This window comes from Lysobacter antibioticus (assembly GCF_001442535.1).
In the GTDB taxonomy this organism is placed as follows: Bacteria; Pseudomonadota; Gammaproteobacteria; order Xanthomonadales; family Xanthomonadaceae; genus Lysobacter; species Lysobacter antibioticus.
The window spans coordinates 4,497,123-4,519,917 of the sequence record NZ_CP013141.1 but is presented as its reverse complement, the minus strand read 5'-3'; the positions used below and the strand labels follow the sequence as shown (position 1 = coordinate 4,519,917).

The following is a 22,795-nucleotide window of genomic DNA, read 5'->3' as shown; positions in this document are numbered from 1 at the left end:
AAGCCGGAAAGCGACGTGACCGCCACCACCGGCGTGCCGGCGGTCGAGGGCGAGCGCGCACCGCGCAAGCGTCGTCGCCGTCGCGGCGGCCGTCGCATCGAAGGCGCCGAAACCGACAACGGCGCGCCGAACGCGAGCCAGGGCGAGAACATCGCCGCCAAGCCGACCGCGCCGAAGCCCGCGGCCAAGCCTGCGCACAAGCCCGCCGCGGCTGCCGCGGCGCCGGCCGGCGAGGCCAAGCCTTCGCTGCTGGGCCGCATCAGCCGCAAGCTCAAGTCGCTGGTCGCGCGTCCGCCGCGTTCGCAGCACTGATCGCCGCGTAGCGATCCGTCGACGGCAGGCCCGCGGCCTGCCGTCGATCCTGTCCGCAAAACTCGCCAGCGCCCCCCGCCTGCGAACCCCGCCATGTCGGCGAGGTTCGCTGCGGTCGTTCGTCACAGCGTCCTGCTGACGAACACCGACCAGGTATTGGCCGAGGTCTCGACGAGTTGGAACACGTCGAGATCGCCGTCGATGTCGATGTCGAGCAACTGCAGCTGATTGCTGTAGTTCGGCGAGGCCGGCCAGCCGATGCCGAAGGCGCCGCCGGCATACGGCCAGGTGGTGTACACGCCGCTGCTGCCGGGCTCGAAATGGCCGCGGCGGCCGCTGCCGCCGGCGCTGCACCAGATCGTCAAGCGCCAGTTCGGCGGCGCGCTGCCGAACGAGGGAAACACGATGAAGCGGGCGTTGCCGTAGCCGGTCGAGCCGGCCGGGCAGGCCAGGGTGGCGACGTTGAGCGGCGGGTCGTACTGCTCGGCGCGGGCGTTCTCGGCGTACAGGCCGAGGGCGAGCAGGGCGAGCGCGAGGTGGGCCTTGGTCGTTTGCATGGTGGTGCTCCTTGATGAAGTCGACGACGGTCCGCGCCGGCCATCGGGGCCGGCGGCGGTGCTTGCTGTGTCGGACGATCAAGGTGCTGCAAGGGGTTGCGCGGGTGGCTTGGACGGCTGTGCCGAGACCGGGCCCGCTGCGGTCGTGCCGTGCCGGCCGGTCTGCGAGGCCGGTCGGTGCCGTCGATTCGTCGTCGAAGCCGCGCGACGACCGCAGCGCGAACATAGGCCAAACACCGAAGCCGAAACGTGATGTCTCCGGCGATTCGCTCTGCGATACTTCCGGCCATGACCGTATTGCGCTTCGACAACGTCAGCAAACGCTACAGCAGCGGCCACGAGGCCCTCAGCGAAGTCAGCTTCGAGGTGGCGCCGGGCGAGATGCTGTTCGTCACCGGCCACTCCGGCGCCGGCAAAAGCACCCTGCTCAAGCTCATCCATCTCAGCGAACGCCCGAGCCGCGGCGCGGTGTTGTTCGGCGAGCGCAACCTGCTCAAGGTCGGCGGCCGCCGCATCGCCCTGCACCGGCGCGAGATCGGCGTGGTGTTCCAGGATCACCGCCTGCTCGCCGATCGCAGCGTCGCCGATAACGTCGCCCTGCCGTTGTTGTTGCGCGGCCTGCGCCGCCCCGACATCGGCCGGCGCGTACGCATGACCCTGGAGAAAGTCGGCCTGGGCGCGCGCGCCGCGGCCTTGCCGGGCGAGTTGTCCGCGGGCGAACAACAACGCGTGGGGATCGCGCGGGCGATCATCGGCGAGCCGCGACTGTTGGTTGCCGACGAACCGACCGGCAACCTCGACCCGACCTTGTCGGCGGAAATCATGACCCTGTTCCAGTCCTTGCCCGAACGCGGCACCAGCGTGCTGGTGGCCAGCCACGACCTGGCCCTGGTCAAGCGCATGAAGAAGCGGGTGCTGGTACTCAACCAGGGCCGCCTGGTCGACGACATCGCGCCCGAGGACCTGGCCGAATGAGCTCCTTTCCGACTCAAGAGCCTTCCGGCATCGAAGCCCCGGTGTCGCGCGACGACGACCTCGCGGTCGAGTCGGCGGTGCAGTCGCGCTTGGGGGTGTGGTTCGACCATCATCTCTACAGCCTGGTCGCCAGCGTCGGCCGATTGCTGAGCAAGCCCTGGGCGGCGTTGCTGACGATCGGGGTGATGGCGGTGGCCCTGGCCTTGCCGCTCGGCCTGTGGGCGGCGCTGAGCAACATCGAACGCTTCGCCGGCGAAGTGCAGCAGTCGCGCCAGATCAGTCTGTTCCTCAAGCCCGAGATCAAGCTCGAGCGCGCCCGCAGCTTGGCCGAGGAACTGCGCGCGCGGCCGGACATCGGCGCCATCGAGCTGCGCACGCCCGAGCAGGGCCTGGCCGATCTGCGCGAGAAGAGCGGTCTCGGCGACAGCCTGAGCGCGATCGAAGGCAATCCGTTGCCGAGCCTGTTGCTGGTGACGCCGAAGGGCGACGAACTGGCCCTGGCCGAATCGCTCGGCAGCCTGGCCGAGACCGACCTGGTCCAGCACGACGCCGGTTGGCGCCAGCGCCTCGACGGCTGGCTGCGGTTCGGCATCCGCCTGGCCTGGCTGCTCGCGGCGATGCTGGGCCTGGGCGCCCTGCTGGTGGTCGGCAACACCGTGCGCCTGGACATCCAGTCGCGGCGCGACGAGATCGGGGTGCTGCAATTGCTCGGCGCCACCGACGGCTTCATCCGCCGGCCCTTCCTGTACCTGGGCGCCTGCTACGGCCTGGCCGCCGGCGCGGTCGCGCTGGCCTTGCTGACTGCGGCCGACCGCACCCTGCGCGAACCGCTGACCGCCCTGGCCACGAGTTACGGCAGCCATTTCGAGCTGCAGGGCTTCGACTTGCCGCAGGCCTTGGCGATCCTGGCCGGCGCGGCCGCGCTGGGCTGGCTCGGCGCCGGTTTCGTGACCGGCCACTACCTGCGCCAGAACCGCTCCGGCCAAGGCTGAGCGGCCCGCGCCTTGTCGCGCGGTTGTCAGGATGTTGCTTGAGACTCGGATTCGGCGGCCGCTTCCGCCTAGAATCGGGTTCCCCCGCCTGTGCGCTTGGCGTCGATGCCCTCGGGCGTCGGCCCTGCGTCGCCGACACGGTACCGTTCCTGATATGCAAAGCCAGAATCTACGTCACTTCGAAAACACCGCACCGCGGGTGATGGTGGTCGACGGCTCCAAGCTGGTGCGCAAGCTCATCGCCGATGTCCTGATGCGCGAGCTGCCGAACACCCGCATCGTCCAGTGCGGCAGCATCATCGAGGCGCGCGTCGCGCTCGATCATGGCGAAGTCGACCTGGTCACCACCGCCCTGGTCCTGCCCGACGGCGACGGCATCGCCCTGGCGCGCGCCGTGCGCGAAGCCGCGGCCCAAGCCTATGTGCCGGTGATCGTGGTCTCCGGCGATGCCCAGGCGCATCTGGAAGCGCGCCGCTTCACCGAAGACGTCACCGATTATTTCGACAAGGCGCTCGGCCCCAACGCCCTGGCCGAGTTCATTCGCGGCTATGTGCAGCCGCAGCCGATTCCCGGCGCGCGCGTGCTCTACGTCGAAGACAGCCGGGTGGTCGCGGTGGCGACCAAGCGCATGCTCGAGCGTCACGCCCTGCAGGTGTTGCACTTCATCGGCGTCGAAGAGGCGCTGGAGCATCTGGAAGCCCATCGCGCCAGCGGCGCGGCCGGCGGCGATGCCGGCGCCGACCTGGTGCTGACCGACGTGTATTTGAAGGGCGAGCTGGGGGGCAAGGATTTGCTGGCCCGGCTGCGCAACGACTTCGCTTACGGCAAGCGTCGTCTGCCGGTGTTGGTGATGACCGGCGACGCCAACCGCGACAACCAGAGCGAGCTGTTGCGCGCCGGCGCCAACGACCTGGTGCTCAAGCCGATCGAGGAGCGCCTGCTGGTGACCAAGACCCTGTTCCAGTTGCGCCTGTCTCGGCTCGAGCCGACGGCGTTGCCGGCATGAACGACGTCGATCGCGAGCCCAAGCTCGACGCCTCCTGGAAAGCCCGCGTCGGCGACTGGTTCGCGCGCGAGGACATGCAGTCGCTGTCGCGCTTCCTGCGCGAGCGCAAGGCGGCCGGCGCGCGCATCTTCCCGCCCGGCCCGCAGATCTTCTCGGCCTTCGACGCCACCCCGTTCGAGCAGGTCAAGGTCGTCATCCTCGGCCAGGACCCGTACCACGGTTACGGCCAGGCGCACGGGCTGTGTTTCTCGGTCCAGCCCGGCGTGCCGGTGCCGCCGTCGCTCGACAACATCTTCAAGGAAATCCAGCGCGACCTCGGCATCGCCCGGCCCGATCACGGCTGCCTGCTGCCGTGGGCGCAACGCGGCGTGCTGCTGCTCAACGCCGTGCTGACGGTCGAGGAAGGCCGCGCCGGCGCGCATCAGGGCAAGGGCTGGGAAGGTTTCACCGACCACGTCGTCGACACCCTCAATCGCGAACGCGAGGGCCTGGTGTTCCTGCTGTGGGGCAGCTACGCCCAGGCCAAGGGCAAGGTCATCGACGCCGGCCGCCATCGCGTGCTGAAGGCGCCGCATCCCTCGCCCTTGTCGGCGCACCGCGGCTTCATCGGCTGCGGGCATTTCTCCACCGCCAACGAGTACCTGTCGCGCCACGGCAAGGGCCCGATCGATTGGACTTTGCCGGCGCGCGATGCGCTTTGAGCGCATAACCGCAGCCGAAGGCTCGTAAGGGTAGGAGCGGCGTCCCACGGGGATTTCCTGCGGTCACGAGCCGCGACCGCCGTATCCGGCGTATTGCGTAATTGCGATGCCTGCATGCGTCGCCGCGATCGCCTTGCGCAACGGTTTCGGCGTGATCGGATGCATCGTGGTCGCGACTCACGTCGCTCCTGCAGTCGCCGCTTTTGTAGGAGCGGCATAAGCCGCGACCGCCATGTTCGGGCGCGCGGTGTAATGACGATATTCGGACGCATGTGCGTGCCGCGATTCGCGTTGATGTCGGCGCGATCGGAGGGTTCGTGGTCGCGGCTCGCGCCGCTCCTACCCTGAAAGCAGGCGCCGCCTTCTGGCGCTCAGGCGAAATACGCCTGCAAGGCCTCGCCGGCTTCGCGCAGGGCCGGGTTCGCATCGGCCGGCGCCGGCAATAAGCGGAATACGCAGACGGGCAAGGCCGGCAGCCGGCTCGAACGCGCGACCATCAGGCCTTCGCCGATCGCCGAGACATTGAGGCAGCCCAGGCCCAGGCCCGCGCGCAACGCCGCCTGCACGCCGGCCACGCCGCTGCCGAGATGGACGATGCGGTGGGCGAGGCGCTGTCGTTGCAGCGCACGCAAAGCGGTCTGGTGCAGGCTGCAACTCGGCGGCAGCAGCACCAGCGGCAAGGTCGTTTCATTGCGCAGGTCCAGTCCGGCCGCCGCCGCCCAGGCCAGCGGTTCACGCCGCAATTCGCCGAGGGTCGCGCGCCGGCGCGGTCGCGCGGTCGATTCGACTTCCATCGTCAACGCCAAGTCGAACACGCCCTCGGCATGGCCCTGCGCGAGCGCCGCGCTCTGGCCCATCGTCACCTGCAGTTGCAACTGCGGGCAGTGACGGGCGAGATGACGCAACAGCCCGGCGATGTCGTCGGGCCGGAAGTAATCGCTGATCGCCAGGCGTACCTCGGTGCGGCGCAGTTCGCGGCGCACGTCGTGCAGGGCCAGTTCGCCCAGGGCGAGCATTTGCCGCGCATGGCCGATCAGGCGTTCGCCGGCCGGGGTCGGGACGACGCCGTGGCGCGAGCGCAGCAGCAAGGCGGTGTCGGCCGCGCGTTCGAGCTTCTGGATCTGCTCGCTGACCGCCGACTGCGAACGGAACACGCGTTCGGCGCCGCCGGAAATGCTGCCCGCCTCGGCGACCGCGATAAAGGCCTTCAGCTGTTCGAGGTCGAGCGTGCTCATGGCGATTCCTGCGCCATCGGCCGATCCGATGGATAGAGCCGGATCTTCCCGCTATTCCGATGGCTGGCGCAAGCCTAAGCTGAGCCCATCGAATCGCGCCGAACCGTCTCGGCCCTTACAGGAACGCCGCCATGCCGCATATCAACCTGCAACTTTCCGGAACCCCCGATGCCGACCTCAGCCGCCGCGCCGCCGCGGCGATCGCCGATCTGACCGTCGAGGTCCTCGGCAAACCGCGCGAACTGGTCGCGGTCGCGATCCATTACGTCGACCGGCCGCACTGGTTCATCGACGGCCGTTCGTTGGCCGAGTGGGGGCGCAACGCTTTCCACCTCGATATCAGCATCACCGACGAGACCAACACCAAGGCCGAGAAAGCGCGCTACCTGCAGCGGATGCATGCGGAGCTGTCGGCGCTGATCGGCGACGTGCACGAAACCTCGTACATCCATGTCATCGATGCGCGCGCGGCCGCCTACGGCTACGGCGGCCTGACCCAGGAGCAGCGTTATCAGGCGGCGCGGATCGCTGCGGCCTGAAGCGCCGATACGCCGGACGCTGGTTCAATCCGCCGACGCGGCTTCGACCGTCGCCTCGCTGCGCAGCCAATCGCGCAGCGCCAGCACCTCCGCGCTCGGCGGGGTGTCCGGCCGCACGAACCAATGCGGGTAGCCTTCGAGCACCGGGCCGAACGGCTGCACCAGCGTGCCGGCGGCGAGATCGTCGGCGACCAGGGCCAGACTCAACAGGGCCACGCCGTGGCCGGCGATCGCCGCCTGGATCGCATGGCTTTCGTCGGTGAAACGCAGGCCGGCCTCGACATCGAGCCCGGCCAGGCCGGCGCGCGCGCACCAGGCTTGCCAAGTCGGCGTGTCCTCGGTCGGATGGCGCCATTCCGAGTGCAGCAACGACTGCGCGCGCAGATCCTCTGGGCGTCGCAGGTCCAGGCGCGGGCTGCACACCGGGGCGAAGCGGTTCTCGATCAAGCGTTCGGCGACCAGGCCCGGGTAGGGGCCGCGGCCGTAGCGGATCGCCGCATCGGCGACGCCGCCGTGCAGGTCGACCGGGTCGTCGGAAGCGTGCAAGCGCAGGTCGAGGTCGGGGTAGGCGGCGCGGAACGAGGCCACCCGCGGCACCAGCCACTTGGCGGTGAACGACAGGGTCGCCGACAAGGTCAGGGCGCGGCGTTGCCGTCGCGCCGCGATCGCGGCGATGGCCTCGGCGAAGGCATCGAAGCCGTCGCGCAGCACCGGGTACAGCAAGGCCGCCTCGGCGGTCATCGCCACCCGCCGGGTCTGGCGCTCGAACAAGCGCACGCCGATCTGCGCTTCCAGCGCGCGGATCTGATGGCTGATCGCGGTCGGGGTGACCGACAACTCTTCGGCGGCGCGCTTGAAACTGTGCAGGCGCGCCGCGGCCTCGAAGGCGCGCAGGGAACCGAGCGGGGGCAGGCGGCGTCCGGACATGGGTGAGGAAAATTCTTCTATCGGCTGAGTAATCGGAGTTTGTCGGGTCCGCAAGCCCGGATCAACATGGCGGCATCCAGCGCCATCCCGGCCTGAACATGATCAGGGCTCATCCATGGGCCCGCCACGAGAACCGTCATGACCCGACTCCTGCACATCGACTCCAGCGCCCGCCCGCATGCCTCGGACCGCGCGGCCCACGGCTCGCACAGCCGCCGTCTCAGCGCCCGCTTCGTGCGCCGCTGGCGCGAGCGCCATCCCGACGACCCCATCGCCCAGCGCGACGTCGGCGTCGCCCCGCCGACCCCGGTCAGCGGCCGCTGGATCCATGCCGCCTTCACTCCGCTCGCGCAGCGCGAGGACTGGATGCACGAGGTGCTGGCCGAAAGCGATGCCTTGATCGACGAGCTGATCGCCGCCGACCTGATCGTGATCGGCGTGCCGATGTACAACTTCGGCGTGCCGGCCCCGTTGAAGGCCTGGATCGACAACGTCGTCCGGGTCGGCCGCACCTTCGGTTTCGACCGTTCGCGCGAAGGCGAACCGTACTGGCCGATGCTCGCCGACGCCGGCAAGCGCCTGGTCTTGCTCAGCTCGCGCGGCGACTACGGCTACGGCAAGGGCGAACGCTTGGAATCGATCAACCACGTCGAACCCTCGGTGCTGACGCCGATGCGCTACCTCGGCATCACCGACGCGCACGGCGCCGCCATCGAATACGACGAGTTCGGCGGCGACGACTTGCGTCGCTCGATCGAAAGCGCCGAAGCGCAGGTCGATGCCCTGGTCGAGCGTCTGTCGCGTCAAGGCGAAACGCGCAAGGCGGCTTGAGACGGCGGAAGCGGACTTCAGTGGCGAATCCAAGCCGCGGATTTTGCTTTTGGCGTCGCTCGACCTAAGGTGGGCGGCCTGATCGCGCATCGCCGCGATCGCCCGTCACCGCCGAGCCGACCGCAATGGAGCGTCCGTGTTGAGGACCGTCTGCGCCACCCGCTACGTCACCCCGCTGCGCGAAGGCGGCTCGCTGCCGGCCGTCGTCGAAGCCGACGACGATGGCCTGTACGTGATGAAGTTCCGCGGCGCCGGCCAGGGCCGCAAGGCCCTGGTCGCCGAGATCGTGGCCGGCGAGCTGGCCCGCCGTCTGGAGCTGCCGGTGCCGGAAATCGTCCTGATCGAACTCGACGCCGACATGGCCCGTACCGAGCCCGATCCGGAGATCCAACACCTGATCCGCGCTAGCGCCGGTCTCAACCTCGCGCTCGACTACCTGCCCGGTTCGGTCAACTACGATCCGCTGGTCGACCGCCCGAGCGACGAGCTGGCCTCGCGCATCGCCTGGTTCGACGCTTTCGTCACCAACGTCGACCGCACCGCGCGCAACACCAACATGTTGCTGTGGCATCGGCGCCTGACCCTGATCGACCACGGCGCCGCCCTGTACTTTCATCACGACTGGGCCAACGCCGGCAACGCCGCGGGCAGTCGTTTCGCGCCGGTCAAGGACCATGTGCTGCTGCCGTTCGCCAGCCACATCGCCGAGGTCGACGCGGCGATGGCCGCGGCGGTCACGCCCGCGCTGGTGCAGTCCATCGTCGAGCTGGTGCCCGACAGCTGGCTGGTCGACGAACCCGGCTTCGCCGATGCCGCCGCGCACCGCCAGGCCTATGCCGATTATCTGAACCGCCGCGTGCAAGCGCCGCGCGCATTCGTGGAGGAGGCGATCCATGCCCGCTCGCTCTCCCTATGACTATGCGGTGATCCGCGTGGTACCGCGGGTCGAACGCGAAGAATTCGTCAACGTCGGCGTATTGGTCTCGTGCCCGGGTTCGAGCCTGCTGGTCGCCGGGATCGAACTCGACGAGGCGCGCCTGCGCGCGCTCGACCCCGGCGTCGACATCGAGGCGGTGCGACTGCACCTGCAGGCGATCGAGCGCATCTGCCGCGGCGGCCGCGACGCCGGCCCGATCGGCCAGTTGCCGGCGCGGGCTCGGTTCCATTGGCTCACCGCCAAGCGCAGCTCGATCATCCAGATGTCGCCGGTGCACACCGGCCGTTGCCTCGAACCCGAACGGATCGTCGAGCACCTGCTCGAGCGCATGGTGCGGCCGATCCCGGCGCGGGACTGACGCCGCGCCGGCGCGGGCTTGTTGCGCGGCGCCGGCGCCCCTATGTTCGCCATACCGCGATCGTCCGATCGCGGCAGCGAGCGGCAAGCCGAGACGGAGCGAGAGCGAATGGAGCAGGGCCAGGACATCTTCGACGACACCGCCGACGCGGCCGATCTCAAGCGCGCGGTGGCGCTGCTGGAAACCCCGTCGATCACCGCGCGCATGACCGCTTTCGTCGGCGCACCGATCGAATTCGGCATGTCCAAGCTGCCCGGCTTCGTCAGCCGCAGGATCCAGAACATCGTGCATGGCGCCCTGCATAAGGCGGCCGCGGCGGCGCTGTGGACGGTCAAGGACGAGCCGAGCAAGGCCTCTTCGACCAAGAGCCACAAATTCGTCGCCGGCGCGGTCGGTGCGGTCGGCGGTTTCTTCGGCGCCGCCGGCCTGGCCGCGGAGTTGCCGGTGTCGACCGTGGTGATGATGCGCGCGGTCGCCGACATCGCCCGCAGCGAAGGGTTCTCGCTGTCCGATCCCGAAGTGCAGGCCGCTTGCGTGGAAGTGTTCGCCTTCGGCGGCGGCAGCGACGAGGACGATGCGTCCGCGTCCGGTTACTACGCCGTCCGCACCGCCCTGGCCGAAGTCGGCCGGCTGGAACTGGCCGGGCTGGCCGGCCGGCGCGGCGCCCAGCACGCCACCCATGCCTACGCCAAGAAGCAGGCCACGGCCTGGATGAGCAAACTGGTCGACGTGGTCGCCACGCGCTTCGGCGTGGTGGTCGGCGAGAAGACCGCGGCGCAGCTGGTGCCGGTGATCGGCGCGGCGACCGCGGCGACGATGAACATGCTGTTCACCAATCACTATCAGGACATGGCGCGCGGCCACTTCATCGTCAAGCGCCTGGAACGCAAATACGGTCACGCCGAAGTCGCGCGCGCCTACGAACGCCAGCGCACCGCCCCGGCGTCGCTGTCGGCACCGGCGCCGACGCGGGCCTTGCCGGCGCCGCGCGGAGACGAAGCGGCGGGCGACTAGGCCACCCGCTCGCCATCCCCGCGAATCAACCGGGCCGCAAGCTCAGCGTAGTGCGCGTGCCGCGTTCGGCGGCATCGAAACGCAGACTCCAGCCCAGGTGCTCGCACAGGCGCGAGATCAGGTCCAGGCCGATGCCGCCGCCTTCGCGGCCGCCGCGCGCGACGCGCGCATAGATCGCGCTGATCTCCTCCGGCGTCATGCCGTGGCCCGGGTCTTCGATGATTACGGTCGCATCCGCGGACAGGCGGATCGCGATCTCGCCGCGGTCGCTGTTCTCGATGGCGTTGCGCAGCAGGTTGCCGATCGCCGCCTGCACGATCGGCAACGGCGCGACGATCTCGCAATGCGGCATCGGCCCCAGCGCCAAGCTCAGGTCTTTGTCGCGGGTCAGGTGACGGTGGTCTTCGACGATTTCCGGCAGCAGCTGATCCAGGGCGACGCGGTCGGCGCTCGCGGCCAGGCGCTGCGGGTCCTTGGCGAGCACCAGCAACAGCGAAATCAGCTGTTCGACGTCGCGCGCGGTACGGCGGATGCGTTCGAGCTGCAACTGCGCGCCGGTCGGCAGTTCGCGTTGTTCGAGCGCCAGTTCGGTCGAGCCGGCGATCACCGCGATCGGCGTGCGCAGTTCGTGGCTGGCGCTGTCGATGAAGGCGCGTTCGCGTTCGACGAAGCGATCGTTGCGTTCCAGATAGTCGTTGACCGCATCGGCGATCACCACCAGTTCCGAACTCGCCGCGTCCGGCACCTCGATGCGCTGGCCGGCGCGATCGGGCTGCAGACCGCCGATGCGTTGGGCCATGTGGCTGAGCGGGCGCACCAGGCGGTGCACGCCCCAGGCGATCATTACCGCCAGCAACAGCAAGGTCGTCAGCGCCGCGCCGGCGATGGTCAGCGCCAAGTCGAATTCGCTGTGCTCCATATCGGTGATGTCGAGCGACAGGGTCAGGCGCCCGCCGTCGACGTCGCGCACCATCACCACGCGCTCGCCGCCGTCGACCAGGATGTCGTCGTGCACGCCGGGCCCGAGCGCCTGCAAGTCGGCGGGAATCGGCCGGGTGCCGCGGCTGTCGTAGAGCCTTAGCGATTCGGTGTCGATCCAGCGGTAGTCGGGCTCGATCCGGCGGCGCTCGATGAAGTGATCGAGCTCGGAATCCATCAGCGAGGTCCACACCAGGTGCTCGGCGTGCTCGTTGACGATGAAACCCTGCACGACCACCGCGATCGACAGCAGTGCGGTGTAGCCGAGCACGCCGAGCAGGATGCGGCGTTGCAGGCTCGAACGGAAACGGCCGCGGCCGTTCGCGCTCGCGTCGGCAGAGGCTGCGCGAGGGTCAGGCGGCGCCGGCATCGTCTCCCTCCGCGGCCGCGACCGGCACTGCGATGCGATAGCCGACGCGCGGCAGGGTCTGGATCAGCTTGACCGGATAAGGGCCGTCGACGGCGCGGCGCAGCTCGTAGATATGCGAGCGCAGCATGTCGCCGTCGGGCGGGCTGTCGCCCCACAAGGCGTGTTCGAGGCGTTCGCGGGTGACCGCGGCCGGGCTCGACTGCATCAGCACTTCGAGCAACTTGCGGCAGGCCGGATACAAATGCAGCGCACGCCCGTCGCGGCTGACTTCCAGGGTGGTCAGGTCGAGCCTGAGGTCGGCCAGTTGCAACACCCGGCTGCGGCCGCGTCCGGCCGCGCGCGCGATCAGCGCTTCCAGGCGGACCTCGAGTTCGGGCAGGGCGAAGGGTTTGGTCAGGTAGTCGTCGGCGCCGGCGCGGAAGCCGGCGATCTTGTCGGGCAGTTCGTCGCGTGCGGTCAGCATCAGCACCGGCACGTCGGACCCGGCTTCCTCGCGCAGGCAGCGCAACACCTCGCGCCCGTCCAGGCGCGGCAGCATCCAGTCCAGCACGATCGCGTCGTAGTGTTGGGTCACCGCCAGGTGCAGGCCGGTCGGGCCGTCGGGTGCGGCATCGAGGGTGTAGCCGCGCGCCTCGAAATAATCGAACAGGTTGGCGACCAGGCTGCGATTGTCTTCCACCACCAACAGGCGCATGCGCCGAGTCTCCCGCCGCCGCTCGCGGCTCGTTGCGATAGTGCCCGATTCGCATCGGCGCGGCCCGTGGCCGCCGCCGACCGTGTTCGGTCCGGACCTGGCGCGGGCGCCGGGCCCCACCGCCGGGTCAAACCGCCAGCGTCGCCCAGGCCGTGTCGGAGCGGTGTCGGAGCGTCGCCGGGACACTCGCGATCCACGCCGGCAGCTGAACGCTGGCGGTTGCGGCTTGCGCCATCGGCTGCGCTTTAACGAAGCGCGAACCTGGCTCCGACCGCTCTCCGACAGCCGCGCTTCGATGATCGCCGCCGGTCCGGCCGATCCCATTGCGGGATCGCCTTCGCCGCCCTGCGAGCCCGCCGCCGTCGATGAACCATTCCGCCTATTTCCTCGCCCGTTCCGCTCTCTTGCCGCCGCACGACCCGACGCATCGCCGTTTCCTGCGGACTCATCTCGCCGCGCCGCTGCTGCTCTGGTTCGCCCTGACGGCCTGGGCGATGACGGGCGGCGACTTCTGGCTGGCCGACCGTTTCTATGCCTGGCAAGGCGGGCATTGGGCGCTGCAGAACGCCTATCTGACCGAGCAATTGGTCCATCGTTTCGGCCGCGACGCCAGTACCGCCGCCTGGTTCGGCGTGCTCGCATTGTGGATCGTCGCTCGCCTGCGCCCGGGCTTGAGCGAATGGCGGCGGCCGCTGGCGTATCTGTTGCTGTCGACCGTGCTGGCGATAGCGCTGGTGTCGGCGCTGAAGTCGCTCACCGACATGGATTGCCCCTGGGACTTGAGCCGCTACGGCGGCGTCAACGAGTTCTTCGGCTTGTTCTCGCAGCGCCCATCGGGGCTGGCGCGCGGGCGCTGTTTTCCGGCCGGCCATGCCAGCGCGGGTTATGCCTGGGTCGCCTTGTATTTCTTCTTCCTGGCCGTGCAGCCGCGGCTGCGTTGGCTCGGGTTGTCGGTCGGCCTCGGCCTCGGCTTGCTGTTCGGTTTCGCGCAACAGCTGCGCGGCGCGCACTTTCTTTCGCACGATCTGTGGACCCTCGGCATCGCCTGGTCGGCGGCGCTGACGCTGTACCTGGCGATGGCGCCGCCCAAGCACGCGGCGCCCGCGGCGGTCGCCTTGCCGTTGGCGCCGGGGGCTGGCCGATGAACGCGATCGTCCGATCGCGGCTGCGTTGGCCGGCCTGGTTCGCCTACCGGCCCGAGGCCAGCGTCGAGACCATCGCCCTGGGCGCGAGCCTGTTCTTCGCGGTGTTCGCCAACGGCGCGTTCTGGCGCGCGGCCTCGGCCGCCGGTGCCCTCAGTGCCGGCAAGGGCGCCTGGATCGCCGCCTGCATGTTCGTGGCGATCGTGGCGATCACTCTGCTCCTGCTCGGGGTGCTGTTGAACCGTTGGACGGTGAAGCCGCTGCTGACTCTCCTGTTGCTGGTCACCGCCGCCGCCGCGCATTTCATGAGCCAATACGGCGTGTATCTCGACACCGGCATGGTGCGCAACGTGCTGCAGTCCGACGGCAAGGAATCCGGCGAACTGCTCAGTGCCGGGCTGATTCTGCCGATGCTGTTGTACGGCGTGCTGCCGTCCCTGCTGCTGTGGCGGTTGAAGTTGAAGCCGCGCCCGCTCGGTCGCGCCGTGCTGGTTCGCCTGGGTACGCTGTCGGCCGCGCTCGCGGTCAGCGTGCTGGCGCTGATGCTGTCGTTCCAGGATGTCTCGGCCTTGATGCGCAACCACAAGGAGATTCGCCACTTGGTGACGCCGGCGAATTATCTGGTCTCGCTGGCGCGGGTGGCGCTGGACGATTCGGCCTCGCGGGTGCGCGGCCGCATGCCGATCGGCACCGACGCGCGCCTCGCCGCCCGTGCTCCCGGCGCCAAGCCGCGTCTGCTGGTGCTGGTGGTCGGCGAGACCGTGCGCGCGCAGAACTGGGGCCTCAACGGTTACCAGCGCCAGACCACGCCGGAGCTGGCGCGGATCCAGCCGATCAATTTCCCCGACATGACCGCCTGCGGCAGCAGCACCGAGGTCTCGGTGCCGTGCATGTTCTCGCCGTACGGGCGCGAGAACTACGACAAGCGCCGCATCGAGGGCTCGGAGTCGTTGCTCAACGTGCTCGAATACGCCGGCATCCAGACTCTGTGGCGCGACAATCAGACCGGCTGCAAGAACGTCTGCAAGGGCCTGGCGTTCGAGTCGTTCGAGCACGACCGCGATCCGGCCTTCTGCGATGCCGAGCGCTGCTTCGACGAGGTCATGCTGCGCGGTCTACGCGAACGCCTCGACGTGCGCGGCGGCGATGCGGTGGTGGTGCTGCATCAGCTCGGAAATCACGGGCCGAGTTATTTCCGCCGCTATCCCGAGCGCCTGCGCCGCTACACGCCGACCTGCGACACCAACGAGCTCGGGCGCTGCAGCCGCGAGCAGATCGTCAACGCCTACGACAACGCGGTGTTGGCCACCGACGAATTCCTCGCCCGCACGATCCGTTACCTGGCCGGCGACGCCGGTCGCGACACCGCGTTGATCTATCTGTCCGACCACGGCGAGTCGCTCGGCGAGAACGGTCTGTACCTGCACGGCGTGCCGTACGCGATCGCGCCGAAGACCCAGACCCGGGTGCCGATGGTGATGTGGATGTCGCCCGGCTTCAGCGCCGCGCGTGGCCTCGACCTGCAGTGCTTGCGCAACGAATCGCGCCGGCCGGCCAGCCAGGACAACCTGTTTCATTCGGTGCTCGGCCTGATGCAGGTCGAAACCGGCGTCTATCGCAAGGCCCTGGACCTGTTCGCGCCTTGCGTGCCCGGCGCCACAGCGCCGGCCTGAGGCGGCGCCGGGCTGACGCAGCGCAGACGGCGCGCCAACGCGCTCAGCTCGCGCCCCACCAGCGCCGGTGCAGCACGCGCCGGTGGCTGTGGCGCAACAGGCGCCGGACTTCGCTTTCGTCGGCGCGCTGCGGATATGGCCAGTTCGCGCTCTGGGTACTGTCGGGATGCCAGCCGTTCTGCCGCCACATCGCGTCGACGGCAGCGAAGTAGCCGTGATTGACCAGGACCTCGAACTCGGGGTCGAGGAAGCGATCGAGATCGGTGCGGAACCGGCCGATCACCTCGCGCACCAGCGCCGGGCTGTAGCCGTCGGCGCCTTCGTCGCGCGAGCCGTTCAAGCTCCAGTACACGCCGGTCAGCGAGCCGCTCTCGGCCTGGCCGAAGAACAGCCGCTTGCGCAGCGCCTCGGCCTGGTTGCCGACGACCTGGGTGTAGCGCAGCAGCCGCTGCAGCCACCAGCGCCGGGTCTCGAACGCGAACGGCCCGCCGGCGTCGGACACCAACACCTCGCGGTAACGGCGCAGCGCCGGCTCGGTGGCGAGATTGTCGTAGACGCCGCCGTCGCTGAGTTCGATGCGCGCGCGTAATTCGTCGCCATCGTCGCCCTGGTAGTGGCCGCCCTGGTAATCGCCGGCTTCGGTGTCGAAGCGGACCGGGCCGAACACCGGCGGAAACGACGAGGACGCGGCCACCGCGCAGGCCAGGCCGACGCGCCGTGCGCCGTCGCGCAGATAACCGGCGAGGTAGTCGCCGACCCGGCGACGCGAAAACTCCCAGTTCACCCCGAAGGTGAGGTCGGTCGCGCAGAACACGAAGGCCGGCGATTCGGGCAATTCGTCGAGCGTGCGTTCGCCGAAGACCTCGGCATAGCGGCGTTCGAGCAAGCCGATGCGGTGCGAGGGCCAGAGCCAGTTGTAGGCGACGGTGGCGAGCACGGGTGCGGTGCGGATGTCGCGGGCGACGACGGCCCGGAACGGCTCGACCACGACCGCGCTGAAATCGATGCGGTCGCTCCAGGCGGCGAAGGCTTCGCCGTCGAGGCGGGTGTCGAGATAGCGGCAGGCGAGCCAGGCCGAGACGATGCTGCCGCCCGAGACCGAGCTGAACATCGTCACCCCGGCGAGCAATCCGCTCTCGTGCAAACGCAACAGGGCGCCCAGGTGGAACAGCGCGGCGCGATAGCCGCCGCCGGACAGGCAGACGGCACGGCCCTCGCGTTCGACTGCGACGCGGGTGTCGGCGGCGAGCGCGGCGCGGCGCGCTTCGCGGCGGATGCGCAGGCGCTCGAGTTCGACATCGGTGCTTTTCATGGAGGACGCCTCGGCGGTTTGAGGCGCGACGAGAACATCGCGCGATCAGCCGGTCATTCTCGCCGAAGCGCGTCTTGCAGGTTGGGATGGGGGGCGGCGCCGCGAGAACCCGTCTGCGCCCCGAGCCTGGTCGCTTCGTACGCCTCGCCCTTGCGGCCTGAGGCGCTCGCGAGGGCGACGGCGCCTGCCTTTTCCCGTTTACGGAAGAAGGTGGCCCGCAGGGCCGGATGAGGGCGGCAGGCCGCCGGGCCGATGCCGCCGCGTTTCAGGCCTCCAAGGCCTCCACCGCGCGCAGCCGCGCCGGTGTTTCCTTCCGAGTTGCGCGGCCGCCTGCACCATAGGCGCCTGCAGCCCGGCGCCGATCGCCTGCGCCATCTGCGCCGCGGTCACGCTCACGCGGTCCAGGGCCGGCGGCGCCGCGCCCAGCTCGTGCATACGCCGCGCCCAGAACGGTTGATCGCCGAAGAACGGCACGAACACCGAGGGGATGCCGGCGCGCGCCGCCGCCGCGGTGGTGCCGGCGCCGCCGTGATGCATGGCCAGCGCCATGCGCGGGAACAGCCAGTCGTGCGGCGCGTTGTCGATCACGTAGGTGCGCTCGTCGCGACGCCCGGGCTCGCCGCGCAGGCCGCCCCAGCCGGTCGCCAGCACGGCGCGGCGGCCGCTGAGGCGCGCGGCTTCGAGCACGGTCGCGGTGAAGGCCTCAGCGTTGTTGGCCAGCATGCTGCCGAAACCGATGTAGATCGGTTTCTCGCCTTCGTCGAGGAAGTCCTGCAGGGCCTGCGGTGGCTGCCACTGCTCGGCCTGGTCGAGGAACCAGCCGCCGGTGACGCGCGCCTCCTCGGGCCAGTCGGTGGGGCGCGGCAGGATGTGGCGGCTGTAGCCGTACAGCACGCGTTTGCGCAAGCGATCGCGCTCGAAATAGGGGCCGTACCAGGGATAGCGCGGCAGGCCGAGTTGCGGGCGGATCACGTCGTTGACCGCGGGCTTGAGCGTGTACCAGGCCAGCAGCTTCATGAGTTGGTAAAGGCCGAGGTTGACCGCGCCGGGGAACCGCGCCTTCGACCAGAACGCCAGCGGCGAGAGTTCGCGCGAAGGCGTGAACGGTTGCAACTGCGCCTGCACGAAGGCGATGCCCTCGGCCTCGCCGAGGGCCTTGGCCAGTTGGGTGGCGATGCCGTTGCCGATCAGCAGCGCCGCGCCCTCGCAGGCCGGCCGCGTCTCGCGCACCCAGGTCGCAGCCATCGAGGCGAATTTCTCGCGCGTGTGCTTGACCAGGAACAAGGGGTTGAGCGCCTTGTCGACGGTCTCGGGGTTGTTGGTCAGCAAATCGCTGAAGTCGGCGCTGAGAGCGAAGAACTCCAGCCCCGCCTCGCGCACCATGCCGGCGAAGTTGTCGCTGGTGACGATGCGGACCCGGTGGCCGGCCTGGCGCAGGGCCACGCCGAGGGCGACGCAGGGGCGTGCGTCGCCTTGGGTGCCGACGGTGAAGATGACGATGGCATCGGACACGGGCGTCTCCTTACGAGTACGCGACCGCGAGCGCGGCCGGCGTCGGTGGCGGGGAAGGCAGAGGCGGCGAGTCCAGCCGCTCGCGCAGCACGCGGCCGATGTGGGCGGCCGCGCGCGGTTCGAGCATCGACTGGTGATGGCAGTCGACGTCGTGGATCTCGATGCGCCCGCCGATGAAGGGCTGCCAAGCCGCGGCGTGGTAATGCAGCAGGCCGTCCAGATCGACGTGCTCCTTGAGGCCGGCGTTGAAGAACACCACGTCGGTCTCGATCGGCGCCGGCCGGTAACGCCGCGCCAGCATCAGATTGTTGCGGGTCACCGCGGTGACGTTCTCGATCAGGCGCGCATCGGCCTTCATGATTTCTTGCACCAGCGGAATCGAGAACACCTCGTACTCGCGGCACAGCAGATCGGCCAGGCTGCGCATGTCCTGCGGCGGGTTGTCGCGGGTGCGGTGGTGGAAGCCGAGGAACTTGAGCACGGCCACGGCCTGTTGGGCTTCGCTCTGGGCGTCGTGGGCGTCGGCCACGAACGGATACGAATCCATCATCGCCAGCAGTTCGATGCGTTCGCCGACCTGCTGCAACTGCGCGGCGATGGCATGCCCGATCAGGCCGCCGAGCGACCAGCCGAGTAAACGGTACGGCCCCTGCGGCTGGATCCGGCGCATCTGCGCGATGTAGTCGGCGGCGATCTCCTCGATGCTGCCGGGCAGGGCGCCGCCGCCGCGCAGGCCGCGCGACTGCAGGGCGTACACCGGCAGGGTCTCGTCGAGGTGGCGCAACATGCCGGCGTAGGACCAGCTGAAGCCGGTTACCGGATGGATGCAGAACAGCGGCCGCTCGCGATCGGTCGGGCGCAGCGACAGCAGCGCGCCGAGCGGATCGTTCTCGCCGCCGCTGCGCTCGAGATACGCGGCCAGGCCGGCGATGGTCGAGCCGTCGAACAGGGCGCCCAGCGACAGCTCGCTGCCGAAATGCTGCGGGAAGGCGGCGACCAGTTCGGCGGCGGTCAGCGAATCGCCGCCGAGCTCGAAGAAGTTGTCGTGGATGCCGACGCGTTCGAGGCCGAAGATCTGCTGCCACAGCGCCACCAACTTGCGTTCGATTTCGCTGCGCGGCGCGGCATAGACGGCCTGGCGGTTGCGCTCCGGCGGCGCCAGCGCCTTGCGGTCGAGTTTCCCGCTCGGCGTCAGCGGCAGGGCCGCCAGTTCGACGTAGACGCTAGGCACCATGTGGTCGGGCAGCTTGGCGGCGAGACGACGGCGCAGGCCGTCGCTGTCGAGGCTCAGGCCGGTCGCCGGCACCAGATAGGCGGCGAGCAGCGCGTGTCCCGCGGCGTCGGTGTGCAGGGCGACCGCGACCTCGGCCACGGTTTCCTCGGCGCGCAGATGGGTTTCGATCTCGCCCAGTTCGACCCGGTGGCCGCGGATCTTGACCTGCTGGTCGGCGCGGCCGAGGTATTCGATGATGCCGTCGTCGCGCCAGCGCGCGAGGTCGCCGGTGCGATACAGACGTGCGTCGGCGGCGCTGAGCGGGTCGGCGAAAGGATCGGCGATGAAGCGCTCGGCGGTGAGGTCGTCGCGCCCCAGATAACCCTTGGCGACGCAGGCGCCGCCGATGTAGAGCTCGCCGACGCTGCCGGTCGGCACCGGGCTCAGCGTGGTGTCGAGCACGTAGGCGCGGGTGTTCGACAGCGGCTTGCCGATCGGCGGCGGCGCGCCGTCGGCGAGGTCGGCCGCGGTGATCTCGATCGCGCTGGCCCACACCGTGGTTTCGGTCGGCCCGTACAGATTGGTCACGCGCGCGGCCGCGGCGACCAGGCGCTGGGCGAGTTCCGGCGGCAAGGCTTCGCCGGTCGACAGCGCGTGCACACCGTCCAGGCGCAGTTCCGGATTGGCCAGCAGCATGCGCCACAGCGACGGTGTGGCCTGGACGAAATTGAGCGCGTGCTCGGCGATCAGGCGGGCCAGGGCGAGCGGATTGCGCACCACCTCGGCGGTGGTCACGACGATGCGCGCGCCGACGCTGAGCGGCAGGAACAGCTCGAAGCAGGCGATGTCGAAAGCGACCGTGGTCTGGGCCAGGAATCGATCGGCCGCGGTCGGCGCGAACAGGCGCTGGGTCGCGAGCAGGAAATTGCCGAGATTGCGCTGAGTGACTTGCACGCCCTTGGGCCGGCCGGTCGAGCCCGAGGTGTAGATCAGGTAGGCGGTGGCGTCGAAGCGCGCGCGCGGCAGGGCGGCGTCGACGTCGATCTCGTAGGCCTCGTCCTGTTCGTGGGCGAACACCAACGGCAGGGCGCGGCCGGCGAAGGCCTCGGCGAAGTTCGCAGTGGTCAGCAACAGACTGGGCGCGGCATCGTCGAGGGTCAGGGCGATGCGCTCGATCGGCGCTTCCGGGTCCAGCGGCAGGTAGGCCGCACCGGCCTTCCACACCGCGAGCAGGGCCGCGATCAGCACTTCGTCGCGCGGCAGGGCGATGGCGACGATGTCGCCGGGGCGCACGCCACGCGCGATCAAGCGGCGGGCCAGGCGGGTGCTGCTCTCGTCGAGTTGGCGATAGCTCAACACGGTGTCGCCGGCGATCACCGCGACCGCATCCGGGGTGCGCGCGGCCTGCTGTTCGAACTGGTCGAGCGCGGTGCTGTCCGGCAGCGGTGCGTCGGTGTCGTTCCAGCCCCGCAGCAGGCGTTCGCGTTCTTCCCCGCCGAGCACGTCGATGGCGCCGAGGCTCAGGGACGGATCGGCCGACACCGATTCGATCAGCCGCATCAGGCGGCGCCGGTGTTCGTCGAGTTCCGCGGCCGGGTACAGGGTCGGGTTGGCGTCGAGGTCGAAGCTCAGGCCTTCGCCGTCGTCGCGGTCGTAGACGAACACGGTCAGGTCCTCGGCCGAACCGTTGTGCAGGTTATGCCCGGTCGCACGATGGCCGCCGAAGCTGCCGTAGTCGAAGGGCTCGATGTTGATGCCGAGCCAGGCCAGGTGCTGGTCGGGATTGACCAGGCCGAGGTCGCGGCGCAGGTCTTCGTAGCGATACTGCTGGTGGCGCAGCGCCTGCCTGACCACGCGCGAGACCTGCGCGAACAGTTCCGGCATGGTCGTCTGCGGGCTCATCGCCAAACGGATCGCGACCACGTTGGCGACCATGCCCGGGGTGCTGCGCAGGGCGTGATTGACGCGGCCGGTGACCGGCATGCCGAACACCAGGTCGTGGGCGCCGGTGGCGCGATGGTAGTAGGCGGCGATCAGCGCGATCAGTACCTGCGGCAGGCTCACGGCGCAATCGCGCGCGATCTCGACCAGGCGCGTGCGCGCCGCGTCGTCGAGCAGGCCGCGCGCGCGGCGCAGGCCGCCGTTGTTGCGCACGCGTCGGCGCGCCAGGGTCACCGCCTCGGGCAGGGCCGCCAGTTGCTCGCGCCAGAACGCGCGGTCGCGCTGGAAACGTTCGGAGCCGCGGTAGGCGGCTTCGCTTTCGACCAGCGCCGCCAGCGAACCGTAGCCGCAGGGCTCGGGCTCGCGGCCTTCGACATAGGCGCTGTACAACTCGCTGATGCGGCGTACGGTCATGCCGCCGCTGTAGCCGTCGTAGATCGTGTGATGGGCGCGCTGGTACCAGCAATAGCGGTCGTCGGCGAGCTTGAACAGCGCGCCGACCCAGAGCGGGTCGTGGACGAAGTCGACCGGCTTGGCGAGTTCGGCCTGCATCCAGCGTTCTGCGGCCGCGCGCGGGTCGGCTTCCAGGCTGAGGTCGAAATAAGGGAAGTCGCTTTCGTATTCCTCGCGCACGATCTGGCGCGGCAGGCCGCCGTGTTCGACGATGCGCACACGGGTGGCATCGGCTTCGCGGGTGAATTGGCGCAGTGCGCGCAGGAACAGCTCGGCATCGACCGGGCCGCAAATCTCCACGGCTTCGGCGATGTTCATGGAGGCTTCGGCCGAGGCGATCTTCTGCCCGACCCACAGTCCGCGCTGGGCGGTGGTCAGGGGCAGGGCAAGGCAGTGGGATTCATTCATGGCGCGCATCCTTTGAGGCGGCCGTTGGCCGCACGCCGTCAGCGGCCGGCGGGCGCCATGCCCGACGACGCGTTGTTCTCGCGCGCGATCCCGCGGCCAGCTCGTTACGAGTGGCCCCCTCTCCATGTTTGTTTCGAAATAAAAGTACGTCGTCGCCGCGGCGCTTGGCGCCGGGGCCGAGCCCTGTCCGTAGCAGCCGACTGCGCTACTCGCGCGGATGGCGGGCTTGCGTTCTTATGTGGTTCGCCTGCGGCGGCGGCGATCCGCATCGCGCTTCGCTGCCGCTTCGGATTCAATATCCCTGAGCGCTCCGGCCGTGTCCATCGAGATCGGTGAGAGACGGATCACAAGTCGAATATTTACGAAGCCGGCGTTGAGAGCCGGATCACAAGACGGATATGTGAAGTTTTTTCTACAAGCGACAAGATCGCGCGAATATTGTCGCCGCAGCGATTTTTCGCGTTTGCGCCGCTGAAATATCGGTATCCGCGCGGTATCGCAACGCGGTTCGAAATCACGATCGGCTTGTGATGCCGCGCGGCATCGAGGCGCTTTCGATTTTCGGTTTCGCGAATGAATTTTCCCGTCGGCGAATATCCGCGGCGCGCGCGCTGCCGCTTTGAGCGATGCGGGGCGATCGATTGCGACGCGCGGCCGGCCCGGATCGAGACGTCCGGCGAACGCGGGGCAAGCGGCATGGCCGGTAGCGCCGGCG

General features: G+C 69.3%; 21 protein-coding genes. 12 read left to right on the top strand and 9 right to left on the bottom strand.

What is annotated here, in order from left to right:
* The first annotated feature begins 15 nt into the window (after positions 1-15).
* Positions 16-312, top strand: a complete 297-nt coding sequence (rhlB, locus tag GLA29479_RS18410) for an ATP-dependent RNA helicase RhlB (protein WP_057972458.1) — start codon at positions 16-18, stop codon at positions 310-312.
* A gap of 122 nt (positions 313-434) precedes the next feature.
* Here the strand turns inward: rhlB and GLA29479_RS18405 are convergent, their stop codons facing one another.
* A complete protein-coding gene (locus GLA29479_RS18405; RefSeq protein WP_057916265.1) occupies positions 435-869 on the bottom strand; it encodes a hypothetical protein in 435 nt (144 codons plus the stop codon).
* A gap of 288 nt (positions 870-1,157) precedes the next feature.
* Between GLA29479_RS18405 and ftsE the strand changes: the two genes are divergently transcribed.
* The 4 genes from ftsE to ung all read left to right on the top strand — a co-directional run bounded on the left by ftsE (position 1,158) and on the right by ung (position 4,543).
* Complete coding sequence (gene ftsE / locus GLA29479_RS18400) at positions 1,158-1,844, top strand: cell division ATP-binding protein FtsE (protein ID WP_057916266.1); 687 nt, start codon at positions 1,158-1,160, stop codon at positions 1,842-1,844.
* A complete protein-coding gene (gene ftsX, locus GLA29479_RS18395; RefSeq protein WP_082638797.1) occupies positions 1,841-2,836 on the top strand; it encodes a permease-like cell division protein FtsX in 996 nt (331 codons plus the stop codon). The genes ftsE and ftsX overlap by 4 nt, the downstream gene beginning before the upstream one ends.
* Positions 2,837-2,990: 154 nt before the next feature.
* Entirely contained in the window at positions 2,991-3,842 is an 852-nt protein-coding gene (locus GLA29479_RS18390; RefSeq protein ID WP_031373271.1) for a response regulator, read from the top strand.
* Entirely contained in the window at positions 3,839-4,543 is a 705-nt protein-coding gene (ung, locus tag GLA29479_RS18385) for a uracil-DNA glycosylase (RefSeq protein ID WP_057972457.1), read from the top strand. Before GLA29479_RS18390 ends, ung begins: the two co-directional genes overlap by 4 nt.
* Positions 4,544-4,914: 371 nt before the next feature.
* On the opposite strand, the gene GLA29479_RS18380 is transcribed toward ung, so the two are convergent.
* The gene (locus tag GLA29479_RS18380) at positions 4,915-5,778 is read right to left on the bottom strand and encodes a LysR family transcriptional regulator (protein WP_057972456.1); all 864 of its coding nucleotides are present in this window, start codon (positions 5,776-5,778) and stop codon (positions 4,915-4,917) included.
* Between the two features lie 131 nt (positions 5,779-5,909).
* Between GLA29479_RS18380 and GLA29479_RS18375 the strand changes: the two genes are divergently transcribed.
* Positions 5,910-6,317, top strand: a complete 408-nt coding sequence (locus GLA29479_RS18375; protein ID WP_057972455.1) for a tautomerase family protein — start codon at positions 5,910-5,912, stop codon at positions 6,315-6,317.
* Between the two features lie 24 nt (positions 6,318-6,341).
* Here the strand turns inward: GLA29479_RS18375 and gcvA are convergent, their stop codons facing one another.
* A complete protein-coding gene (gcvA, locus tag GLA29479_RS18370) occupies positions 6,342-7,244 on the bottom strand; it encodes a transcriptional regulator GcvA (RefSeq protein WP_057972454.1) in 903 nt (300 codons plus the stop codon).
* A gap of 138 nt (positions 7,245-7,382) precedes the next feature.
* Here gcvA and GLA29479_RS18365 point away from each other — a divergent pair, with 138 nt between their 5' ends.
* The 4 genes from GLA29479_RS18365 (at position 7,383) to GLA29479_RS18350 (ending at position 10,384) form a co-directional block, all read left to right on the top strand.
* The gene (locus GLA29479_RS18365; RefSeq protein WP_057972453.1) at positions 7,383-8,075 is read left to right on the top strand and encodes an FMN-dependent NADH-azoreductase; all 693 of its coding nucleotides are present in this window, start codon (positions 7,383-7,385) and stop codon (positions 8,073-8,075) included.
* Positions 8,076-8,214: 139 nt separating this feature from the next.
* The gene (locus tag GLA29479_RS18360) at positions 8,215-8,991 is read left to right on the top strand and encodes a HipA family kinase (RefSeq protein ID WP_057916272.1); all 777 of its coding nucleotides are present in this window, start codon (positions 8,215-8,217) and stop codon (positions 8,989-8,991) included.
* Positions 8,969-9,370 (top strand): DUF3037 domain-containing protein, encoded by a 402-nt coding sequence (locus GLA29479_RS18355; protein ID WP_057972452.1) that lies wholly within the window; start codon positions 8,969-8,971, stop codon positions 9,368-9,370. The genes GLA29479_RS18360 and GLA29479_RS18355 overlap by 23 nt, the downstream gene beginning before the upstream one ends.
* A 108-nt stretch (positions 9,371-9,478) precedes the next feature.
* Entirely contained in the window at positions 9,479-10,384 is a 906-nt protein-coding gene (locus GLA29479_RS18350) for an EcsC family protein (RefSeq protein ID WP_082638796.1), read from the top strand.
* A gap of 25 nt (positions 10,385-10,409) precedes the next feature.
* Here GLA29479_RS18350 and GLA29479_RS18345 read toward each other — a convergent pair whose 3' ends face one another.
* Positions 10,410-11,732, bottom strand: coding sequence for a sensor histidine kinase (locus GLA29479_RS18345; protein ID WP_082638795.1), 1,323 nt, complete (start codon positions 11,730-11,732; stop codon positions 10,410-10,412).
* Positions 11,716-12,426 carry a response regulator transcription factor gene (locus GLA29479_RS18340; RefSeq protein ID WP_057972451.1) on the bottom strand — a complete coding sequence of 237 codons (711 nt, stop codon included), beginning with the start codon at positions 12,424-12,426 and terminating at the stop codon, positions 11,716-11,718. The genes GLA29479_RS18345 and GLA29479_RS18340 overlap by 17 nt, the downstream gene beginning before the upstream one ends.
* Before the next feature lie 365 nt (positions 12,427-12,791).
* Here GLA29479_RS18340 and GLA29479_RS18335 point away from each other — a divergent pair, with 365 nt between their 5' ends.
* Positions 12,792-13,571 carry a phosphatase PAP2 family protein gene (locus GLA29479_RS18335; RefSeq protein ID WP_057972450.1) on the top strand — a complete coding sequence of 260 codons (780 nt, stop codon included), beginning with the start codon at positions 12,792-12,794 and terminating at the stop codon, positions 13,569-13,571.
* Entirely contained in the window at positions 13,568-15,241 is a 1,674-nt protein-coding gene (locus GLA29479_RS18330; protein ID WP_057972449.1) for a phosphoethanolamine transferase, read from the top strand. Before GLA29479_RS18335 ends, GLA29479_RS18330 begins: the two co-directional genes overlap by 4 nt.
* Positions 15,242-15,284: 43 nt before the next feature.
* Here GLA29479_RS18330 and GLA29479_RS18325 read toward each other — a convergent pair whose 3' ends face one another.
* The 4 genes from GLA29479_RS18325 to GLA29479_RS24775 form a co-directional block, all read right to left on the bottom strand.
* Positions 15,285-16,553 carry a patatin-like phospholipase family protein gene (locus tag GLA29479_RS18325; protein ID WP_057916277.1) on the bottom strand — a complete coding sequence of 423 codons (1,269 nt, stop codon included), beginning with the start codon at positions 16,551-16,553 and terminating at the stop codon, positions 15,285-15,287.
* Between the two features lie 198 nt (positions 16,554-16,751).
* Positions 16,752-18,065 (bottom strand): glycosyltransferase, encoded by a 1,314-nt coding sequence (locus GLA29479_RS18320; protein WP_057972448.1) that lies wholly within the window; start codon positions 18,063-18,065, stop codon positions 16,752-16,754.
* Between the two features lie 10 nt (positions 18,066-18,075).
* Complete coding sequence (locus tag GLA29479_RS18315) at positions 18,076-22,080, bottom strand: non-ribosomal peptide synthetase (RefSeq protein ID WP_057972447.1); 4,005 nt, start codon at positions 22,078-22,080, stop codon at positions 18,076-18,078.
* A 359-nt stretch (positions 22,081-22,439) separates the two neighbouring features.
* A complete protein-coding gene (locus GLA29479_RS24775; RefSeq protein WP_144436602.1) occupies positions 22,440-22,778 on the bottom strand; it encodes a hypothetical protein in 339 nt (112 codons plus the stop codon).
* Positions 22,779-22,795: the final 17 nt, after the last annotated feature.

Bases quoted from the DNA above. Each gene is read 5' to 3' on its own strand.
- GLA29479_RS18405 (WP_057916265.1), bottom strand. From the start codon at position 869: ATGCAAACGACCAAGGCCCACCTCGCGCTCGCCCTGCTCGCCCTCGGC.
- ftsE (WP_057916266.1), top strand. From the start codon at position 1,158: ATGACCGTATTGCGCTTCGACAACGTCAGCAAACGCTACAGCAGCGGC.
- ftsX (WP_082638797.1), top strand. From the start codon at position 1,841: ATGAGCTCCTTTCCGACTCAAGAGCCTTCCGGCATCGAAGCCCCGGTG.
- GLA29479_RS18390 (WP_031373271.1), top strand. From the start codon at position 2,991: ATGCAAAGCCAGAATCTACGTCACTTCGAAAACACCGCACCGCGGGTG.
- ung (WP_057972457.1), top strand. From the start codon at position 3,839: ATGAACGACGTCGATCGCGAGCCCAAGCTCGACGCCTCCTGGAAAGCC.
- GLA29479_RS18380 (WP_057972456.1), bottom strand. From the start codon at position 5,778: ATGAGCACGCTCGACCTCGAACAGCTGAAGGCCTTTATCGCGGTCGCC.
- GLA29479_RS18375 (WP_057972455.1), top strand. From the start codon at position 5,910: ATGCCGCATATCAACCTGCAACTTTCCGGAACCCCCGATGCCGACCTC.
- gcvA (WP_057972454.1), bottom strand. From the start codon at position 7,244: ATGTCCGGACGCCGCCTGCCCCCGCTCGGTTCCCTGCGCGCCTTCGAG.
- GLA29479_RS18365 (WP_057972453.1), top strand. From the start codon at position 7,383: ATGACCCGACTCCTGCACATCGACTCCAGCGCCCGCCCGCATGCCTCG.
- GLA29479_RS18355 (WP_057972452.1), top strand. From the start codon at position 8,969: ATGCCCGCTCGCTCTCCCTATGACTATGCGGTGATCCGCGTGGTACCG.
- GLA29479_RS18350 (WP_082638796.1), top strand. From the start codon at position 9,479: ATGGAGCAGGGCCAGGACATCTTCGACGACACCGCCGACGCGGCCGAT.
- GLA29479_RS18345 (WP_082638795.1), bottom strand. From the start codon at position 11,732: ATGCCGGCGCCGCCTGACCCTCGCGCAGCCTCTGCCGACGCGAGCGCG.
- GLA29479_RS18340 (WP_057972451.1), bottom strand. From the start codon at position 12,426: ATGCGCCTGTTGGTGGTGGAAGACAATCGCAGCCTGGTCGCCAACCTG.
- GLA29479_RS18335 (WP_057972450.1), top strand. From the start codon at position 12,792: ATGAACCATTCCGCCTATTTCCTCGCCCGTTCCGCTCTCTTGCCGCCG.
- GLA29479_RS18330 (WP_057972449.1), top strand. From the start codon at position 13,568: ATGAACGCGATCGTCCGATCGCGGCTGCGTTGGCCGGCCTGGTTCGCC.
- GLA29479_RS18325 (WP_057916277.1), bottom strand. From the start codon at position 16,553: ATGAAAAGCACCGATGTCGAACTCGAGCGCCTGCGCATCCGCCGCGAA.
- GLA29479_RS18315 (WP_057972447.1), bottom strand. From the start codon at position 22,080: ATGAATGAATCCCACTGCCTTGCCCTGCCCCTGACCACCGCCCAGCGC.
- GLA29479_RS24775 (WP_144436602.1), bottom strand. From the start codon at position 22,778: ATGCCGCTTGCCCCGCGTTCGCCGGACGTCTCGATCCGGGCCGGCCGC.